Annotated in this window: 13 protein-coding genes; all 13 read left to right on the top strand. The window is 59.3% G+C overall.

Going from position 1 to position 17,988, the window contains the following annotated elements; all coding sequences use genetic code 11:
- Positions 1-10: 10 nt before the first annotated feature.
- The 13 genes from WG899_RS12600 to mlaE all read left to right on the top strand — a co-directional run bounded on the left by WG899_RS12600 (position 11) and on the right by mlaE (position 17,976).
- Positions 11-1,147: a deoxyguanosinetriphosphate triphosphohydrolase gene (locus tag WG899_RS12600; RefSeq protein WP_339596002.1), complete on the top strand. Its 1,137-nt coding sequence runs from the start codon at positions 11-13 to the stop codon at positions 1,145-1,147.
- A 71-nt stretch (positions 1,148-1,218) separates the two neighbouring features.
- Positions 1,219-1,929 (top strand): REP-associated tyrosine transposase, encoded by a 711-nt coding sequence (locus WG899_RS12605; RefSeq protein ID WP_339596003.1) that lies wholly within the window; start codon positions 1,219-1,221, stop codon positions 1,927-1,929.
- A gap of 139 nt (positions 1,930-2,068) precedes the next feature.
- Complete coding sequence (locus WG899_RS12610; RefSeq protein ID WP_339596004.1) at positions 2,069-6,817, top strand: glutamate synthase-related protein; 4,749 nt, start codon at positions 2,069-2,071, stop codon at positions 6,815-6,817.
- Between the two features lie 12 nt (positions 6,818-6,829).
- Positions 6,830-8,296 (top strand): glutamate synthase subunit beta, encoded by a 1,467-nt coding sequence (locus tag WG899_RS12615; protein ID WP_339596005.1) that lies wholly within the window; start codon positions 6,830-6,832, stop codon positions 8,294-8,296.
- 267 nt (positions 8,297-8,563) lie between these two features.
- Positions 8,564-9,043 (top strand): type IV pilin protein, encoded by a 480-nt coding sequence (locus WG899_RS12620; RefSeq protein ID WP_339596006.1) that lies wholly within the window; start codon positions 8,564-8,566, stop codon positions 9,041-9,043.
- Positions 9,043-9,666 (top strand): GspH/FimT family pseudopilin, encoded by a 624-nt coding sequence (locus tag WG899_RS12625; RefSeq protein WP_339596007.1) that lies wholly within the window; start codon positions 9,043-9,045, stop codon positions 9,664-9,666. Before WG899_RS12620 ends, WG899_RS12625 begins: the two co-directional genes overlap by 1 nt.
- A gap of 13 nt (positions 9,667-9,679) precedes the next feature.
- Positions 9,680-10,138 carry a type IV pilus modification PilV family protein gene (locus WG899_RS12630; RefSeq protein WP_339596008.1) on the top strand — a complete coding sequence of 153 codons (459 nt, stop codon included), beginning with the start codon at positions 9,680-9,682 and terminating at the stop codon, positions 10,136-10,138.
- Entirely contained in the window at positions 10,135-11,271 is a 1,137-nt protein-coding gene (locus WG899_RS12635; RefSeq protein ID WP_339596009.1) for a PilW family protein, read from the top strand. Before WG899_RS12630 ends, WG899_RS12635 begins: the two co-directional genes overlap by 4 nt.
- An 11-nt stretch (positions 11,272-11,282) precedes the next feature.
- Complete coding sequence (locus tag WG899_RS12640; protein ID WP_339596010.1) at positions 11,283-11,948, top strand: pilus assembly PilX family protein; 666 nt, start codon at positions 11,283-11,285, stop codon at positions 11,946-11,948.
- A 34-nt stretch (positions 11,949-11,982) separates the two neighbouring features.
- Positions 11,983-15,561, top strand: a complete 3,579-nt coding sequence (locus WG899_RS12645) for a PilC/PilY family type IV pilus protein (RefSeq protein ID WP_339596011.1) — start codon at positions 11,983-11,985, stop codon at positions 15,559-15,561.
- A gap of 296 nt (positions 15,562-15,857) precedes the next feature.
- Entirely contained in the window at positions 15,858-16,250 is a 393-nt protein-coding gene (locus WG899_RS12650; protein WP_339596012.1) for an energy transducer TonB, read from the top strand.
- A gap of 104 nt (positions 16,251-16,354) precedes the next feature.
- Positions 16,355-17,200, top strand: coding sequence for an ABC transporter ATP-binding protein (locus WG899_RS12655; RefSeq protein ID WP_339596013.1), 846 nt, complete (start codon positions 16,355-16,357; stop codon positions 17,198-17,200).
- Positions 17,200-17,976: a lipid asymmetry maintenance ABC transporter permease subunit MlaE gene (gene mlaE, locus WG899_RS12660; RefSeq protein WP_444718845.1), complete on the top strand. Its 777-nt coding sequence runs from the start codon at positions 17,200-17,202 to the stop codon at positions 17,974-17,976. The genes WG899_RS12655 and mlaE overlap by 1 nt, the downstream gene beginning before the upstream one ends.
- Positions 17,977-17,988 lie beyond the last annotated feature (12 nt).

Below are 17,988 nucleotides of genomic sequence, written 5' to 3' on the forward strand. Positions count from 1 at the left end.
AGGCCTGAACATGACCCTCGCGCCCTACGCCTGCCACCCTTCACGCAGTCGCGGGCGTCGGGTCTTCGAGCCAGCCGCGCCGACCCGCAGTGAATTCCAGCGTGACCGCGACCGCATCATTCACAGCACTGCCTTCCGACGGCTGGTCTACAAAACTCAGGTGTTCCTGAATCACGAGGGTGATCTGTTTCGCACCCGACTGACCCATTCGCTCGAGGTGGCACAGCTGGGGCGTTCCATCGGGCGGAGTTTGGGGCTCGACGAAGATTTGATCGAAGCGGTGGCCCTGGCCCATGACCTGGGTCACACGCCCTTCGGACACGCCGGTCAAGATGTGCTGGACGAGTGCATGAAGTCGCACGGCGGGTTTGAGCACAATCTGCAATCGCTGCGCGTCGTCGACAAGTTGGAGCAGCGCTACCCGGCATTCGACGGGCTGAATCTTTGTTTTGAAACCCGCGAAGGCATCCTGAAACATTGCGCCAGACGCAATGCTCTGCAGTTGCAGCAGGATGAACCTGGTGGAGTCGGCGAGCGCTTTTTGCTCGGCCATCAGCCGAGCCTTGAGGCCCAGTTGTGCAATCTGGCTGACGAGGTGGCGTACAACGCGCACGATATCGATGACGGTGTGCGCTCCGGCCTGCTGGATCTGGAGCAGTTAGAAGCCGTGCCCTTGGTTCAGTGCCATCTGCGAGCGGCCTTAGCCGACTATCCGGCGATGCAAAGCAAACGGCTGCTGGCAGAGACGATTCGCCGCATGCTCTCTGCGCAGGTGTACGACATCATCGATGCCACCCAACAGGCATTGAATGCGACCGGGGTAGCTGATGTTGAAGAGGCTCGCAAGGCAGGGCCCCTGGTGTGTTTCAGCCCTGCGATGCGGACCGCCAGCACCGAATTGAAGCGCTTTTTGTTCGCGCACCTGTATCGCCATCCGCAAGTGCAGGCCACCCGTCACCGGGCAGAGCAGGTCTTGCGCGATTTGTTTCGGATTTATGCAGAGGATGCCAGTCAACTGCCCGCGGAGTACCGGGACGCTTCAGCTCAGGAGGGCGTTCACCGCGCCTGTGCTGACTACATCGCCGGGATGACCGACCGTTTCGCCATCCGCGAGCATCAAAAACTGACCGGCCTGTCGTTGTTCTAGGCCGACAGCGCTGCGCCCTCCTAAAATGGGGTCAGGTTCAATTTTGACGCCCCAGATTGGGGCGGCTCGTCATGGCCAGACTTCCGCGCCTCGTGCTTGCAGGGCAAGCTCATCATGTCATCCAGCGAGGCAATAACCGCCAACCCATCGTCTTGAATGATGCGGATCGGCGCCAGTACCTGGACCAACTTCGCGATTGTGCTGCCACCTACAAGGTTGCCATCCACGCCTACGTGCTGATGGATAACCATGTACATCTGCTCGCCACGCCCGACAGCAATGAAGGCATCAGTCAAATGATGCAATCTTTGGGCCGCCGCTATGTGGCTTGGTTCAATCACAAATACCAGCGCAGCGGCACGCTTTGGGAGGGGCGCTTTCGGGCCGGCCTCGTCGACAGCGAGCACTATCTGATGAGCTGCATGCGCTACATCGAACTCAATCCGGTCAGGGCGGGCATCTGCGCTGAGGCTGTCGACTACCCGTGGTCCAGTTGCGCCCATCACCTTGGACGCCGCAGTGACCCCATGGTTCACGATCACCCGATGTTTTGGTCCCTGGGCAATACGCCGTTTGAGCGGGAGGCTAGCTATCGGGAACTGCTCAACCAGGGCCTTCCCGAGCCGGAGCGGGCTCAACTGCACGACGCGGCATTGAAGGGGCGGCCGCTGGGCTCGGCCACCTTCTTGAAAATCCTCTCAGAAAAAACACCATTGCCTTTGGCAGCGAAGCCAAGAGGACGCCCCAAATCAGTGCGAGCCGCACCAAAGAAAGAAGAATAAATCGACTCTGGCCCCAATTAAATTGATTGCCTGGTGGTTTTGAAATTTAAATCGAACCTGACCCCATTTAATTGCGCTTGATCGGAACAAGCTGCCGAAGTAACCTCTGGGCCGTAACTGAATTACGTCGGAGAGTGCCATGAGCAGTGCAGCAGAGTTTCAAGCCGAGAAAGACGAACTGGCGGCCCAGGGCCTCTACCGTCCGCAGAACGAAAAAGACGCATGCGGTCTGGGCTTTGTGGCCCATATCAAGGGCCAGAAGGCGCATTCCATCGTTCAGCAGGGTCTGAAGATCCTCGAGAACCTGGACCATCGCGGCGCCGTGGGTGCCGACAAGCTGATGGGCGACGGCGCCGGCATCTTGATCCAGATTCCCGACGAGTTGTTCCGCGCCGAAATGGCTTTGCAGGGTGTGGAATTGCCGCCGCCCGGCGAGTACGGCGTCGGCATGATCTTCCTGCCCAAGGAGCACGCCTCTCGTTTGGCTTGCGAACAAGAACTGGCGCGCGCCATCAAGGCCGAGGGTCAGGTCTTGCTGGGCTGGCGTGATGTGCCGGTCGATGCCGAGATGCCGATGTCGCCGACCGTGCGTGACAAAGAGCCCATCATTCGCCAGATCTTCATCGGGCGCGGCCCGGACATCATTGTTCCCGATGCCCTCGAGCGAAAGCTTTACGTCATCCGCAAGACGGCATCCAGCGCCATACAGGCCTTGCAGCTGACCCACAGCCGCGAGTACTACGTGCCTAGCATGAGCTGCCGCACCATCATCTACAAGGGCCTGCTCTTGGCCGACCAGGTGGGCAGCTATTACAAGGACCTGGCCGATCCGCGCGTCGTTTCCGCCATCGCCCTGGTGCACCAGCGTTTCTCCACCAACACCTTCCCCGAGTGGCCGCTGGCTCACCCTTACCGCATGGTTGCTCACAACGGTGAGATCAACACGGTCAAGGGCAACTTCAACTGGATGCGCGCTCGCGAAGGCGTGATGAAGTCGCCGGTGCTGGGTGATGATCTGAACAAGCTCTACCCCATCAGCTTTGAGCATCAGTCGGACACGGCGACCTTTGATAACGCGATCGAGCTGCTGACCATGGCCGGCTACCCGTTGGCCCACGCTGCCATGATGATGATCCCGGAAGCCTGGGAGCAGCATGAGCACATGGATCTGCGTCGCCGCGCGTTCTATGAATACCACGCCGCCATGATGGAACCCTGGGACGGCCCAGCCGCCATGGTCTTCACAGACGGCCGCCAGGTCTGCGCCGCCTTGGACCGCAACGGCCTGCGCCCGGCCCGCTACTGCGTTACCGATGATGATTTGGTCATCCTGGCTTCCGAATCCGGCGTGTTGCCCATCCCAGAGAACAAGATCGTCAAGAAGTGGCGTCTGCAGCCGGGCAAGATGTTCCTGATCGACCTTGAACAAGGCCGCATCATCGATGACGAAGAGCTGAAGAACCAGTACGCCAATGCCCGGCCTTATCGCCAGTGGATTGAAAACGTACGCGTCAAGCTCGACGACATCGAGGTGGTGGACAGCAAGCCCGCCACATTCGCCTCGACGCTGTTGGACCGTCAACAAGCCTTCGGTTTCACCCAGGAGGACATCAAGTTCCTGATGGCGCCGATGGCCGCAACCGGCGAAGAAGCCCTGGGCTCCATGGGCAATGATTCGCCCTTGGCCGTGCTGTCTTCCAAGGACAAGCCGCTGTTCAACTACTTCAAGCAGTTGTTCGCTCAGGTGACCAACCCGCCGATCGACCCGATCCGCGAAGCCATCGTGATGTCGCTCAACAGCTTCATCGGCCCCAAGCCGAATCTGCTGGACATCAATGCGGTGAACCCGCCGATGCGCTTGGAGGTCTCGCAACCGGTGTTGGACTTCAAGGACATGGCCCGCCTGCGCCAGATCGAAGCGCACACGCATGGCAAGTTCAAGCCTTATGAACTCGACATCACCTATCCGCTGGCCTGGGGTCACGAAGGCGTGGAGGCGCAGCTGGCTTCGCTGTGCGCCGAATCGGTGGACGCGATCAAGAGCGGTCACAACATTCTGATCATCACCGACCGTGGCCTGAGCGACAGCCGCGTCGCCATCCCAGCCTTGTTGGCTCTGTCCGCCATTCACCACCATCTGGTGCGTGAAGGTCGTCGTACCACCGCTGGTCTTGTGGTCGAAACCGGCAGCGCCCGTGAGGTGCACCACTTTGCGGTGCTGGCCGGCTTTGGCGCCGAGGCGGTTCACCCTTATCTGGCCTTGGAAACCTTGGCCGAGATCGCCGCCGGCTTGCCGGGTGAGTTGTCGGCCGAGAAGGCTACTTACAACTACATCAAGGGCATCGGCAAAGGCCTGTCCAAGATCATGTCCAAGATGGGCATCTCGACGTACATGTCTTACTGCGGTGCGCAGATCTTTGAGGCCATCGGTCTGAAGAGCGACTTCGTCGAGAAGTATTTCCGCGGCACGCCCACCCAGGTGGGCGGCATCGGCGTGTTTGAGGTGGCGGAAGAAGCGATCCGCTTGCACCGCGCCGCCTTTGGCGACGACCCGGTGCTGGACAGCATGTTGGACGCCGGCGGCGAATACGCTTGGCGCGCCCGTGGCGAAGAGCATATGTGGACGCCCGACGCCATCGCCAAGTTGCAGCACAGCGCACGCAGCGGCAAGTACGACACCTACAAAGAATACGCTCAGATCATCAACGACCAAAGCAAGCGTCACATGACCTTGCGTGGCCTGTTCGAGTTCAAGTTTGACCCGAGCAAGGCGATTCCGCTGGATGAGGTCGAGTCCGCCGCCGAGATCGTCAAGCGCTTTGCCACCGGCGCTATGTCGCTGGGCTCCATCTCCACCGAGGCCCATGCCACGCTGGCCGTGGCCATGAACCGCTTTGGCGGCAAGAGCAATACCGGCGAGGGTGGCGAGGACCCGGCGCGTTATCGCAACGAGCTCAAGGGCATCAAGATCGTCGCCGGCACCAAGGTCTCTGACGTCATTGGCAGCAAAGTCATCGCCGTCGACTACGAGCTGAAGGAAGGCGATTCGCTGCGCTCCAAGATCAAGCAAGTCGCTTCGGGCCGCTTCGGTGTGACCACCGAATACCTGGTCAGCGCCGATCAAATCCAGATCAAGATGGCCCAGGGTGCCAAGCCGGGTGAGGGCGGCCAGCTGCCCGGCGGCAAGGTGTCCGAGTACATCGGCATGTTGCGTTACTCGGTGCCGGGCGTCGGCCTGATTTCACCACCGCCGCACCATGACATTTACTCGATCGAGGACTTGGCGCAGCTGATCCACGACTTGAAGAACGTCAACCCCAGGGCTGATGTGTCGGTCAAGCTGGTGTCTGAAGTCGGCGTGGGCACCATCGCGGCCGGCGTCGCCAAGGCCAAGGCCGATCACCTGGTGATCGCGGGTCATGACGGTGGCACCGGCGCTTCGCCTTGGTCGTCCATCAAGCATGCCGGCACCCCATGGGAGCTCGGCCTGGCCGAAACTCAGCAGACTCTGGTCTTGAACCGCCTGCGTGGCCGCGTCCGCGTGCAGGCCGACGGCCAAATGAAGACCGGCCGCGATGTGGTCATCGGTGCGCTGCTGGGGGCTGATGAATTCGGCTTCGCTACCGCGCCGCTGGTCGCCGAGGGCTGCATCATGATGCGCAAATGCCATCTGAACACCTGCCCGGTCGGCGTGGCCACCCAAGACCCCGTCTTGCGCGCCAAGTTCACCGGCAAGCCCGAGCACGTGGTCAATTTCTTCTTCTTCATTGCCGAAGAAGCGCGTCAGATCATGGCTCAGCTGGGCCTGCGTAAGTTCGATGAGTTGATCGGCCGCAGCGACCTGCTGGATACCAAGAAGGGCATCTCGCACTGGAAGGCCCGCGGTCTGGACTTCAGCCGTGTCTTCCATCGTCCGGCCCTGGCCGCCGACGTGGCGCGCATCCACAACGATGTGCAAGACCATGGCCTGGACCGTGCCTTGGACGTCAAGCTGATCGAAAAGTGCCTGCCCGCCTTCGAGAAGGGTGAGAAGGTGCAGTTCATGCAAGAGGTGACGAATGTGCGTCGCACCGTCGGCGCCATGCTGTCGGGCGAGTTGATTCGCCGTCGTCCCGAAGGACTGCCGGACCACACAGTGTTCATTCAGATGGAAGGCACGGGCGGCCAGAGCTATGGCGCTTTCTTGGCCCAGGGCATTACCTTCTACCTGATCGGCGACGCCAACGACTACACCGGCAAGGGCTTGTCCGGCGGCCGCGTGGTGGTGCGCCCCAGCATCGACTTCCGCGGTGATGCGACCAAGAACATCATCGTCGGCAATACCGTGCTTTACGGCGCGACGCGCGGCGAGGCTTTCTTCCGTGGTGTGGCGGGCGAACGCTTTGCAGTGCGTCTGTCTGGCGCTTCGGCGGTCGTCGAGGGCACTGGCGACCATGGCTGCGAATACATGACCGGCGGTACCGTGGTGGTGCTGGGCAAGACCGGACGCAACTTCGCTGCCGGCATGAGCGGTGGTATCGCCTATGTCTATGACGAGGACGGCCAGTTCGCCAAGCGCTGCAACACCTCGATGGTGGCCTTGGACAAGCTGCTGCCGGCCGCCGAGCAAGAAGCTTCTGTGGACCGCGCCATCTGGCATCACCTCGGTGCAGCCGAGGCGCAGACTGACGAAGCCATCTTGAAGAAGATGCTGGAAGACCACCACCGCTGGACGGGCAGCCAACGTGCCCGCGATCTGCTCGACCACTGGGCCGATTCGCGCGCCAAATTCGTCAAGGTCTTCCCGCACGAGTACCGTCGTGCCCTGGGCGAAATGCATGCCGCCAAGCAGGCCAGCGAAACCATCGAACACGCCAAGGCACCGGCCGCTAAGCCGGTCAAAGCATAAGGAAACAAGGCCATGGGAAAAGTCACCGGCTTCATGGAGTACGAGCGTCTGGAAGAGGGCTATGAGCCCGTCGGCGCGCGCGTCAAGAACTACAAAGAATTTGTCATCGGCTTGAGTGCCGACCAAGCCAAGACGCAAAGCGCGCGCTGCATGGACTGCGGCACACCGTTCTGCAACAACGGCTGCCCGGTCAATAACATCATTCCGGACTTCAATGATTTGGTGTACCGCGGTGATTGGGCCAATGCCATCACCATCCTGCACAGCACCAACAACTTCCCGGAATTTACCGGGCGCATCTGCCCCGCTCCGTGCGAGGCGGCGTGCACGTTGAATGTGAATGACGACGCGGTGGGTATCAAGTCCATCGAGCACGCCATCATCGACCGCGCTTGGTCCGAAGGTTGGGTCAAGCCGCAGTTGCCCAAAACCAAGACCGGCAAGACGGTGGCCGTGGTTGGCTCTGGCCCGGCCGGAATGGCAGCGGCGCAACAACTTGCTCGTGCGGGACACAGCGTCACCGTGTTCGAGAAGAACGACCGCGTCGGTGGTTTGCTGCGTTATGGCATTCCTGACTTCAAGATGGAGAAGTCCCACATCGACCGCCGCGTGGCGCAGATGGAAGCGGAGGGCGTGGTCTTCCGCACCGGTGTGATCGTGGCGAATCTGCCCGAAGGCTCCAAGGTCACCAACTGGGCCAAGGAATCGATCAGCCCAGACGAACTGAAGGCCCAGTTCGACGCCGTCTTGCTGACCGGTGGTGCCGAGAATTCGCGCGATCTGCCAGCGCCGGGGCGTGAGTTGTCGGGCATCCATTTCGCGATGGAATTCCTGCCGCAACAGAACAAGGTCAATGCCGGCGATAAGCTGAAGGGCCAAATCCGCGCCGATGGCAAGCATGTGGTCGTCATCGGCGGTGGCGACACCGGCAGCGATTGCGTGGGCACCAGCAACCGTCATGGCGCCAAGAGCGTCACCCAGTTTGAGGTGATGCCACAGCCGCCCGAGGTGGAAGACCGCCCACTGACCTGGCCCTATTGGCCGCTGAAGCTGCGCACCTCCAGCAGCCATGAGGAGGGTTGCGAGCGCGAGTTCGCCATCTCGACCAAGGAGTTCTTGGGCGAGAAAGGCAAGCTGACCGGCGTGAAGACGGTGCGCGTCGAATGGCAGGGCGGCAAGATGGTTGAAGTGCCGGGCTCCGAGCAGGTCATCAAGGCCGATCTGGTCTTCTTGGCCATGGGCTTTGTGTCTCCGGTGGCAACCGTGCTGGATGCCTTCGGCGTCAACAAAGACGCCCGCGGGAATGCCAAGGCCACGACCGATTTCACCGGCGGCTACAAAACCAATGTCGACAAGGTCTTCGCCGCCGGCGATATGCGGCGCGGCCAGTCTCTGGTGGTCTGGGCCATCCGCGAAGGTCGCCAAGCCGCGCGCTCGGTTGATGAATTCTTGATGGGTAGCAGCGATTTGCCGCGTTGAGTCACCGCGCTCCCTAAGACAGAAGCCACCCCCGGGTGGCTTTTTTCATGCCTTCTGAATTCGCGGGCTGTTGCACCATGCTCGCTGTAGCAGTTCGTTACCGGCTTGTGCCCGTTGGTCGCGAGTGCCCACCCGCTCATCTGAGGGGGACTGGAAAGTGTGAAGTCCTTCACATCCAATAGGGCCTGAGCTGTTCAGAATGTCATCAATCGCTGCGCTCAGGACCCTTTTCTTGGGCTTGACCGGCCAGCCGGAGTCCACGCCATCATGAAAAAATCAGTCATCAAGCATCAATCTTTCGCGCAGCGCGCAGCGGGCTTCACCTTGATCGAGGTGATGATCACGGTGGCCATCGTGGGCGTGTTGACGGCAGTGGCCGTGCCGGCCTACAAGGACTATGCGCGGCGAGGGCAGCTGCCCGACGCGTTCGCGTCCTTGGCCGACTACCGCATCAAACTGGAGCAGTACTACCAAGACAATCGCAAGTACGGCACCACGACCTGTGCCGATGGTGCCAATGCGCCGGCCTGGAATACCTTTGTGCCGGCCTCCGCCAAGTACTTCAGTTTCACTTGCTCCCTCAATGTGGCCGGGGGGCAAGGCTTCCTGCTCACTGCGACGGGGATTGCGGGCCAAGCCATCGGCCACAGTTACACCTTGGACTTCAACAATCTCAAGGGCACGACGCAATTTAAGGGCGCTTCGTCCTCTAAAGCCTGTTGGCTCATCAAAGGGGATGAGTGCTGATGAAAACCTTGTTGCGTCCGCGTGTGCCCTTGTTGCGCCAGGATCAACGGGGCCTGAGCTTCATCGAATTGATGGTGGCACTTGCCATCCTGGGTTTTGCGATGGCGGCCATGGCGCCGGATGTGACGGTTTGGATGCGCAATCTGGCGGTGCGAAACGCGGGCGAGGCTTTGCGGGCCGGCGTTGAACGGGCGCGCATGGAGGCCTTGCGGCGCAATACCAATGTCACCTTTTGGCTGGTCTCAGACAGCGGGAAGGTCTTGTCAAATTCTTGCGCCCTGTCCAATACGGGGCCCTCTTGGGTTGTCAGCATCGCCAGCCCGAACGGCAAGTGCGCTGCGGCGCCATCCACCACGGAGGACCCGATGTTGATCGACAGTTGGTCCGCGGCAGATGGGGCTCGCGGCGTGCAGGTGGAGGCCATGGATAGCAATTCGACCGCTACCAGCAGCGTCACCTTCAATAGTCTGGGCCAAGTGCTGACAACGGGCACGCCCTTGGCGCGCATCGCCATCAGCCACTCCACGCCGGGTACCCGGAGCCTGCGGGTGCAGGTCGATGCGGGCGGTTCCATTCGGATGTGCGATCCCAATGTGGAAGCCAGCGACCCCCGGAAATGCTGACTAGGGTTTTGTCATGAAGCAAGCGAATAGAAGAGATCAACGTCGGCAGCGTCCAAGGCTTCATGAGGCGAGGCCCGGTCGCGTCAACTTGCGCGGCATTGCTTTGATCGAAGCCTTGGTGGGCATCATGATTTTTGCCTTTGGTGTGCTGGGCTTGGTGGGCTTGCAAGCGAGCATGACCAAGGCGCAGACGGGATCGAAGTTTCGCGCCGACGCGTCCAATTTGAGCAGCGAGTTGCTCGGTGTCATGTGGAGCGACAAGCCCGGCAGTCTGGGCAACTACACGACCGCCAGTTGCGCCGCCTACGCACGGTGCAAAGATTGGAGTGACAAGGTGGGAAAAACACTGCCCAGTGCCACGACCGCCGTGGTGGTCAATGCGGCGACCGGTGAGGTGGATATCACCATCAACTGGACGCAAGCGGGTGAAGGCCAGCATCGCTATCAAACTTCGGCCATGGTGCAGCTATGACGCGCGCAACGACTTTGAAGCTATCGGTGCGGGGGCGTGCTGGCGCCGCGGGCTTCTCCCTGATTGAACTGATGGTCGGCCTGGCGATCGGTTTGCTGTGTACGCTGGTCATCGCCACCGTCTTGAGTTCTGCCGAAGGCCAAAGGCGCGGTGTGACGCAGGGATCCGACGCGCAAGTGGCGGGATCCTTGGCCTTGTATGCCTTGCAGCGCGAGATCGCTGTCGCCGGCTATGGCTTTGCCAGCGAGAGCGCCGCGGTGGGGTGCCAATTGCAGACTCGCTTCAACGGCGCCGTGCCTGTGTTGATGCCGACGGTCCTGGCACCGGTGCAAATCACGCAAGGGGTGAATGGAGCCCCCGACAGGATTCGGGTGTTGGCCAGTTCCAAGATGATCAATCCTGCGGTGGCCACGCTGTCGACCGTCGGTTATACCGCGCCCGCCCGCATCGTTCCTCCTTACTACGATGGGGTGACAGTCAAAGATCGCTACAACGTGTGGTCTGAATTGAGTGTCGCGAATGGTGACCTGATGGTCGCCGTGGTGGACAGCGTCACACCTTGCGGCTTGTTTCAGGTCACGGGTGCGCCGACGGCTGGCGTGATTCCTCGGGCCGACGTTCCGGCGCTGTGGAACCCCGCCGGGCAGCCGGCCCAAACCGTCAAAGACGGCAGCTTCCTGGTCAATTTGGGGCGCCTGATTGACGTCACTTTTTCGGTCGATGCCAATCAGAAATTGGTCGCCAACCGGCTCGATACCCAGACTCTGACGGCCCCCACCACCGAATTGCAAAGCAATATCGTGCAGCTCAAGGCCCTGTATGGGCGCGATACCGACGGGGACTTGGCCGTCGACACCTATGACTACACCACGCCTGCTAACAATGCTGGCTGGTTGCAAGTGCTGACGGTGCGTTTGGTCGTGGTGGCCCGCAACAGCCAATACGAAAAAGAAGAGGTCACCTTTTCGGCGCCGCAATGGGACGTTGGGGCTGCCACTGCGGTGGCGGGCGCCGCAAGCTGCGGCAGCAGCAAATGTGTGAATTTGAAAGTTGATGGTGACGCCAACTGGAAACACTATCGCTACAAGGTCTTCGACACCATCGTTCCCTTGCGCAATCAACGCTGGAAGTAGACGAGGGCATGATGAAACTTATTGCATCTCATCGCATCCGTCAGCCGAAGCAAGCCGGCGTGGCGCTGATATTCGCCTTGCTGGCCCTGGTGGCTTTGACCATGGGTGCGGTCGCTTTGATTCGTTCGGTGGATACCGGGACCCTGGCTTTGGGCAATTTGTCCTTCAAGCAATCTGGGGTGACGGCCGGTGCGAAAGCGGCGGATCAAGCTTTGACCTGGTTGGCTGCCAATATCGGCAATGGCACTTTGGATGCCAACATCCCGGCGAAAGGCTATTCGGCTACCAGCATGGACAGCTTGGATCCGACGGGGAGGTCCGTGGGAACTGCCAATCTGATGGCGCAGGTTGATTGGGACGACAACAACTGCGCCCAGGCCGGTGTAGGGGCTGGCTGTATGGATACCGCGCCCGAGATCACGGTGGGCAGCGATAAGGTGCGCTACATCATCACTCGGCTGTGTTCCAAACCCTTGCCAACTTCGGACGCAACCAACAGCTGTGCCGTGCCGGTGGCCGGCAGCACCATCGACGCGGCCGGCCGCGGCAGTCTGGACGCTGGTGCCAAGACCGACCGCACCGGGGGCATCGTTTACAGCCCCTATTTTCGAATCATCACTCGGACGGTAGGGCCCAAGGGGACGGTGAGTTTCACCGAAACCATGGTGCGTTTCTGACCCTTGACCCGAACTCTGCAGACTGGAGTCGTCTATGCACACCCCACAACTCAAGCGCGTGCTGGTTGGCCTCAAACTCACCCTTGGATTGGCTACAGCCGGTGTTTGCGGCTGGATTCAGGCGGCGCAAACCGATATCTCTCAGACGCCGGTCTTGACGGCGTCCGGCACGCCGGTGAAGCCCAATCTGATGTTTATTCTGGATGACTCCGGATCAATGGGCGAAAGTTTTCTCCCTGAAGCTGCCGGCAAGTTCTCTTCCAGCGAATACGGCAGCAAAGCATCGCAATGCAATGGTTTGGCCTTCAATCCAGCCACCACCTACACCGTGCCGGTCAGTTCAACGGGGGTGCCCTATGCGAATCCGTCGGTCGCGTTTTTGGCGCCGGTGGCGACCGCTGACACCTGGAATCCGCGCACGATCACGTCCTCGCCGGTATCGCTGAAAAACTCAGGCTCCTTGACCATCACCATATCCGACACCGGCCTGAGTAGCAGCGGCTGGTCGCCCACCTATTACATCGGCGATGTCGTGACCATTTATTCGGACACGACGCCTACCCAATACATGACGGGGACCGTGAGTAGCTGGTCGGTCAGCAATGGCGGCAAGACCGGCACGATGGGCGTAGCAATTACCACTTCCTCGGGAAGTGCAACTTTGAGTAGCCCCAAAGTTGCGAATGGCGAAGTGCTCAAGAATTTTTATTACCACACTTACTCAGGCACTCAGCCTCGATTTGCTTATACATACGGCTCAACTGGGAGCGTATTGAGTACGAGTACCTTTTATAAAGAATGTAATTCTTCGGTCGGCTCTACGCCTGGATCGTCTGTTTTTACCACTGTGTATGTAGATAATAATTCCTCGGTGGCGCAGAACTATGCCATCTGGTATACGTACTACAGCACGCGGATGTTGATGATGAAGACGGTGGTCAATCAGGCATTCAAAGATATTGATGAGAAATTTCGGGTTGGCTATAACACCATTCTGAATACGACGACCAAGGAGTCAAGTGATAACACGGATTTCTTGCACATTCGAGATTTCGACGATACGCAAAAATCAAAATTTTATGATTATCTGATGGGTCCAAAGAATTCTGGTTATACGCCTTTGCGTGCCGCATTGGCCAATGCTGGTCGGTATTACGCCAATAAGGCGCCGAATCAAGATTCGGATCCGGTTCAGTATTCTTGTCAAAAGAACTTTGTTATTCTTGCTACCGATGGTGCTTGGAATACTAGTGATGAGTCGACCACTTATGGTCCTTTTCAGTTGGACGGTAAAACAAAAGTAGGCCAGCAGGACGGCGGGTCAACTGCGCGACCCATGCATGATGCCAGTAGTTCAAATGGTAGTGGAGGCGATAGCAACTCGCTGGCTGACGTTGCCATGTATTACTACAATACGGATTTACGTAATACGGGGCAAAGTAATTGCAAGGGTGCTCTTGGTTCTGATGTCTGTCAGGATAATGTCAAACCCCTGGGGCTGGATACTGCCTATTGGCAGCACATGACCACATATACCTTGAATCTTGGTCAGAATGGTCTGCTCAATTACGATCCGAAGTATCTCACGCAGACTTCGGGTGATTACTATAATTTGACCCAAAATACCAAGCAGTGGCCGTTGTCCGTAGAGTCGTCCGGCTCGGCTTATGCAGCAAACGTGGATGACCTGTGGCACGCAGCCGTGAACGGGCGAGGGCAGTATTTCAATGCCGCCGATCCCGCGGCGGTGGCGCAGAGTTTGAAAACTGCGTTGTCGGCAATTGATCAGATTACCGCTTCAGGTTCAGCCGCTGCCACCAGTACCTTGCGGCCAATTTCTGGCAACAACCAAGTTTTTATCGGGCGCTTTACGTCCGAATTGTGGACCGGCGATTTGCGTGCCTACAAAATCGACCCGGATACCGGCACCCCGTTGGTGCTTGATGCCAGCGGCAAGGATATTGCTGACTGGAGTGCTGCCGCTAAATTGAAGCTCAATACCGCGCGAAAAATATATTATTACAAATCGGGCGGTTTGCGACTTTTCACCTATTCGAACTTGACGGCCGATGGCTTCAATGGTGAGGTAGATAATGTTTGCTCGAAACTCAGTCAATGCCCGGCATTGAGCAGTACGGAGAAGACGACTGCCAACAGTGGTGCTAATCTTGTTAGTTACTTGCGCGGCACCGAGTTGTCTGTGTTTAGGTCGCGCGGTGAAGTTCTTGGCGATATTATCGGTTCCTCGCCTGCTTATGTTGGCGCCCCTCCTTTGAAATACAAAGATGCGGGCTATGCAGCCTATCAGTCGTCAAAGGCGAATCGCGCGGGTGTGGTGTATGTGGGCGGCAACGATGGCATGTTGCACGCTTTCAATGCCAGTAGCGGCGAGGAGATGTGGGCCTATATTCCCAGCGCCGTGCGGGGCAATTTGTATAAGTTGGCCGACAATAATTACTCGTCCAACCATCAGTTCTTTGTGGATGGCTCGCCGGTGGTGGCGGACATTAGCGTGGGCGGCGTCTGGAAAACCGTGCTGATTTGCGGCCTGGGTGCTGGTGGTAAATCCTATTTTGCTTTGGATGTCACCGATCCTGCCAACCCCCTCGCCATGTGGGAGTTCACTGACACCAATTTGGGTTTTAGCTATGCGCAACCCTTGGTCACCAAGCGCAGCAATGGTGATTGGGTGGCCGTCTTCAGTTCCGGCTTGAACAATGTCGGCGATGGCAAGGGCCATCTGTTCATGGTCAATATTGCCACAGGTGCCAAGGTGCTTGATATCTCAACCTCGGCAGGCAGTGCAGCCACACCAAGTGGCCTGGGGCCTTTGAATGCCTGGGTGGAGTCCACCGATGACAACAAGGCCCTGCGCTTTTACGGCGGCGACATGTTGGGTAATTTGTGGCGCTTTGATACCGAAGGTTTGAAAGATCCCAAAAATGCTGCGCTTCTATTGGCCACCGTCAAGGTGAACGGGGTGGTTCAACCGATTGCGACGACGCCGCAACTCGCAGAGGTGAATTACAAGGGCTTCAAGACGCCGGTGGTCTATATCGGGACCGGGCGTTTGGTGGGGCTGACCGATCTGGACAACGTCGACAAGCAAACGGTGTACGGCATCAAGGATGATCTGGGCGCGACCGGTTATGGCGATATCCGGGCCGGCAGCGCTTTGGTGGCGCAAACTTTGACAACTAGCGGCACCATGCGAGTGGCCAGCGGCAATCCCGTCGATTGGACGCAAAAGACAGGCTGGTATGTGGATCTGCCCGATTCGGGTGAGCGCATCTCGGTGGACATGTTGCTGCAGTTCAATACGCTGACAGCGGCTTCCAATGTGCCCAAGGCGGCGGCCTCGTGCACCAGCGGTGGTGGTTATTCATGGCTCTACTTCTTTGACATCGCCACCGGTGGAAATACCGGATCTTTGGTGGCGACCAAGATCAGCAATGCGATGGTGGTGGGCCTCAGCCCCTTCCTTCTGGCCAATGGCAAGAGTGGTGTGATCGTGAACCGCACCGATGGCATTGAGAAGCAGCCTGTCCCGACGCCAGCACCTTCCAGCACCGGAGCTAAGCGCACTGCGTGGCGAGAGTTGGTGGACCGCTGATGAGTTGGCGCCTAGGCGGGGCGCAGCGCCTGCTGGCGCTGAGCCTGTGCCTGGGTGCTTCATTGCTCTTACATGTATGGGCCTTGAGCCAAACTTGGGCTCCGGCTGTGAGGACCGGCATCTATCCGGTACCCAAACAAGCATTTGCCATACGGATCTCGGCCGCAGGCGACGCATCGCCGCTGCCAGCCCCGGCGCAACAGAAGGGTATGCCTGCCGAGAATCCAGTTCCTATCCTTTCGCCGTCGCGTGCGCCTCAGCCAATCGTTGACTCGGAGGTTCATTCAGCCCGGCAGATGCCCACAGAGTTCGCCGAACAAGGCGGATCAGACGGGCTGGACGGCTACGTGCCCAGGCCATTGCTAACCGTGGCGCCGCTGGCTCATGAACCGGTCTTCTTGCAATGGCCCGAGTCCTTGTTTGAAGGCGGCGAAGGTGATCCCTTGCCGGGCGCTCAGTTCATCGGTGTGCTGGCGCTCTTTATTGATGAAGCCGGGTGGGTGCAAACCGTCAGGGTCCAGGAGGGAAACTTGGCGCCCGCCATGGTGGAGGCCGCCAAGCGTGCTTTTCAAGGCGTGCGCTTCTCTGCGGGGGAGTTGAATGGGCAAGTGGTCAAGTCGCGCATTTATGTCGAGGTTGTTTTCGACCGCCCCGATACCCGGCCTTCTGGGCGGGGCGCTGTGCATTGAATCTCGCGCCGGGTGCTAATCGCCTGACTCTGACTTGATTTCGGTGTTTCCCCTATGATGTGCCCTTTTGGAATTCGGGCTTTCGGCCCGCCCGCCCGAGGCTCATGGCCCTAAACCCCACTATTTCGAGCGCTGAATCGCAGCCTGCTACGCCATTGATCGAATTGCGCGACGTCAGCGTTGGCTATGGCGAACGGGTCATTCTCGAACAGGTCAATCTCGTTGTGCCGCGCGGCAAGGTGCTGGCTTTGATCGGCACTTCTGGTGGCGGGAAGACCACGGTGCTGCGGCTCTTGGGTCGCCAAATCCGGCCCATCAAGGGTCAGGTCTTGTTCGACGGCCAAGACATTGGCGGACTGAACGCTGAGGATCTCTATGCTGTGCGGCGTCGCATGGGCATGTTGTTCCAGTTTGGCGCGCTGTTCACCGATCTGTCGGTGTTCGAGAACGTGGCCTTCCCGCTGCGCGAACATACCAAGTTGCCCGAGTCCATGATTCGCGATTTGGTGTTGATGAAACTGAATGCCGTCGGCCTGCGTGGCGCACGCGATCTGATGCCTTCGGAAATTTCTGGCGGCATGGCACGCCGGGTGGCCTTGGCGCGAGCGATTGCGCTTGACCCTGATCTGGTGCTGTATGACGAGCCCTTCGCCGGGCTCGACCCGATCTCGCTGGGCGTGGCCGCGCGCTTGATCCGCGACTTGAACGACGCGCTGGGGCTGACCAGCATCATCGTTTCGCATGATCTGCATGAGACCTTTGCCATTGCCGATGAAGTGGCCATGATTGCCAATGGGCGCGTGGTCGCCCAGGGCACGCCCGAGCAGTTGCGTCAAAGCGAGGACCCGTTGGTTCGTCAGTTTGTGGGCGCGGAGCCGGAAGGCCCGGTGCATTTCCATCAACCGGCCAGCCCGGTGAATGAAGACTTTGGTGTGGGGCTGCGCAAATGATGGGCTTTGCAAGCACGACCGGGCGCGCCTTGCGCCTGAAGCTGGCCGATATTGGCGCCGCCACGCGTTTGTTTCTGCAATTGCTGGCCCGCTCGCCGCAAAGCTTGATGCGCTTCGCCCTGGTGCGTGAGCAGGTGTTCTTCCTCGGCAATCGCTCGGTGTCCTTGATTGGTGTGGCGGGCTTGTTTGTCGGCTTTGTGCTGGCGCTGCAGGGTTATTACACGCTGCAACGCTATGGATCTGCCGAGGCGGTGGGGCTGTTGGTCGCCCTGAGTCTGGTGCGCGAATTGGGGCCGGTGGTGGCTGCTTTGCTGTTTGCCGGCCGCGCCGGGACGTCGCTGACTGCCGAGATCGGCCTGATGAAGGCCGGTGAGCAATTGACCGCCATGGAAATGATGGCCGTTGATCCGGTGACACGTGTGCTGGCCCCGCGCTTTTGGGGCGGCGTGATCGCGATGCCATTACTTGCAGCGCTGTTCTCTGCCATTGGCATCATCGGTGGCTGGCTGGTCGCGGTGGTCTTGATCGGCATCGACGAAGGTGCGTTCTGGTCGCAGATGCAGGGTGGCGTGGATGTCTGGGCCGATGTGGGCAATGGCGTCATCAAGAGTTTGGTGTTTGGTGTGACGGTCAGCTTTGTGGCGCTCTTGCAAGGCTTCACGGCCAAGCCGACGCCCGAAGGCGTGGCGCAGGCGACGACCCGCACCGTGGTGGTTTCTTCTTTGGCGGTGTTGGCGCTCGACTTCGTGCTGACCGCCATGATGTTTTCTATTTAGTTTTTCGAGATT

Origin of the sequence: Paucibacter hankyongi (genome assembly GCF_037482915.1) — a bacterium.
Taxonomy (GTDB): domain Bacteria; phylum Pseudomonadota; class Gammaproteobacteria; order Burkholderiales; family Burkholderiaceae_C; genus Paucibacter_A; species Paucibacter_A hankyongi.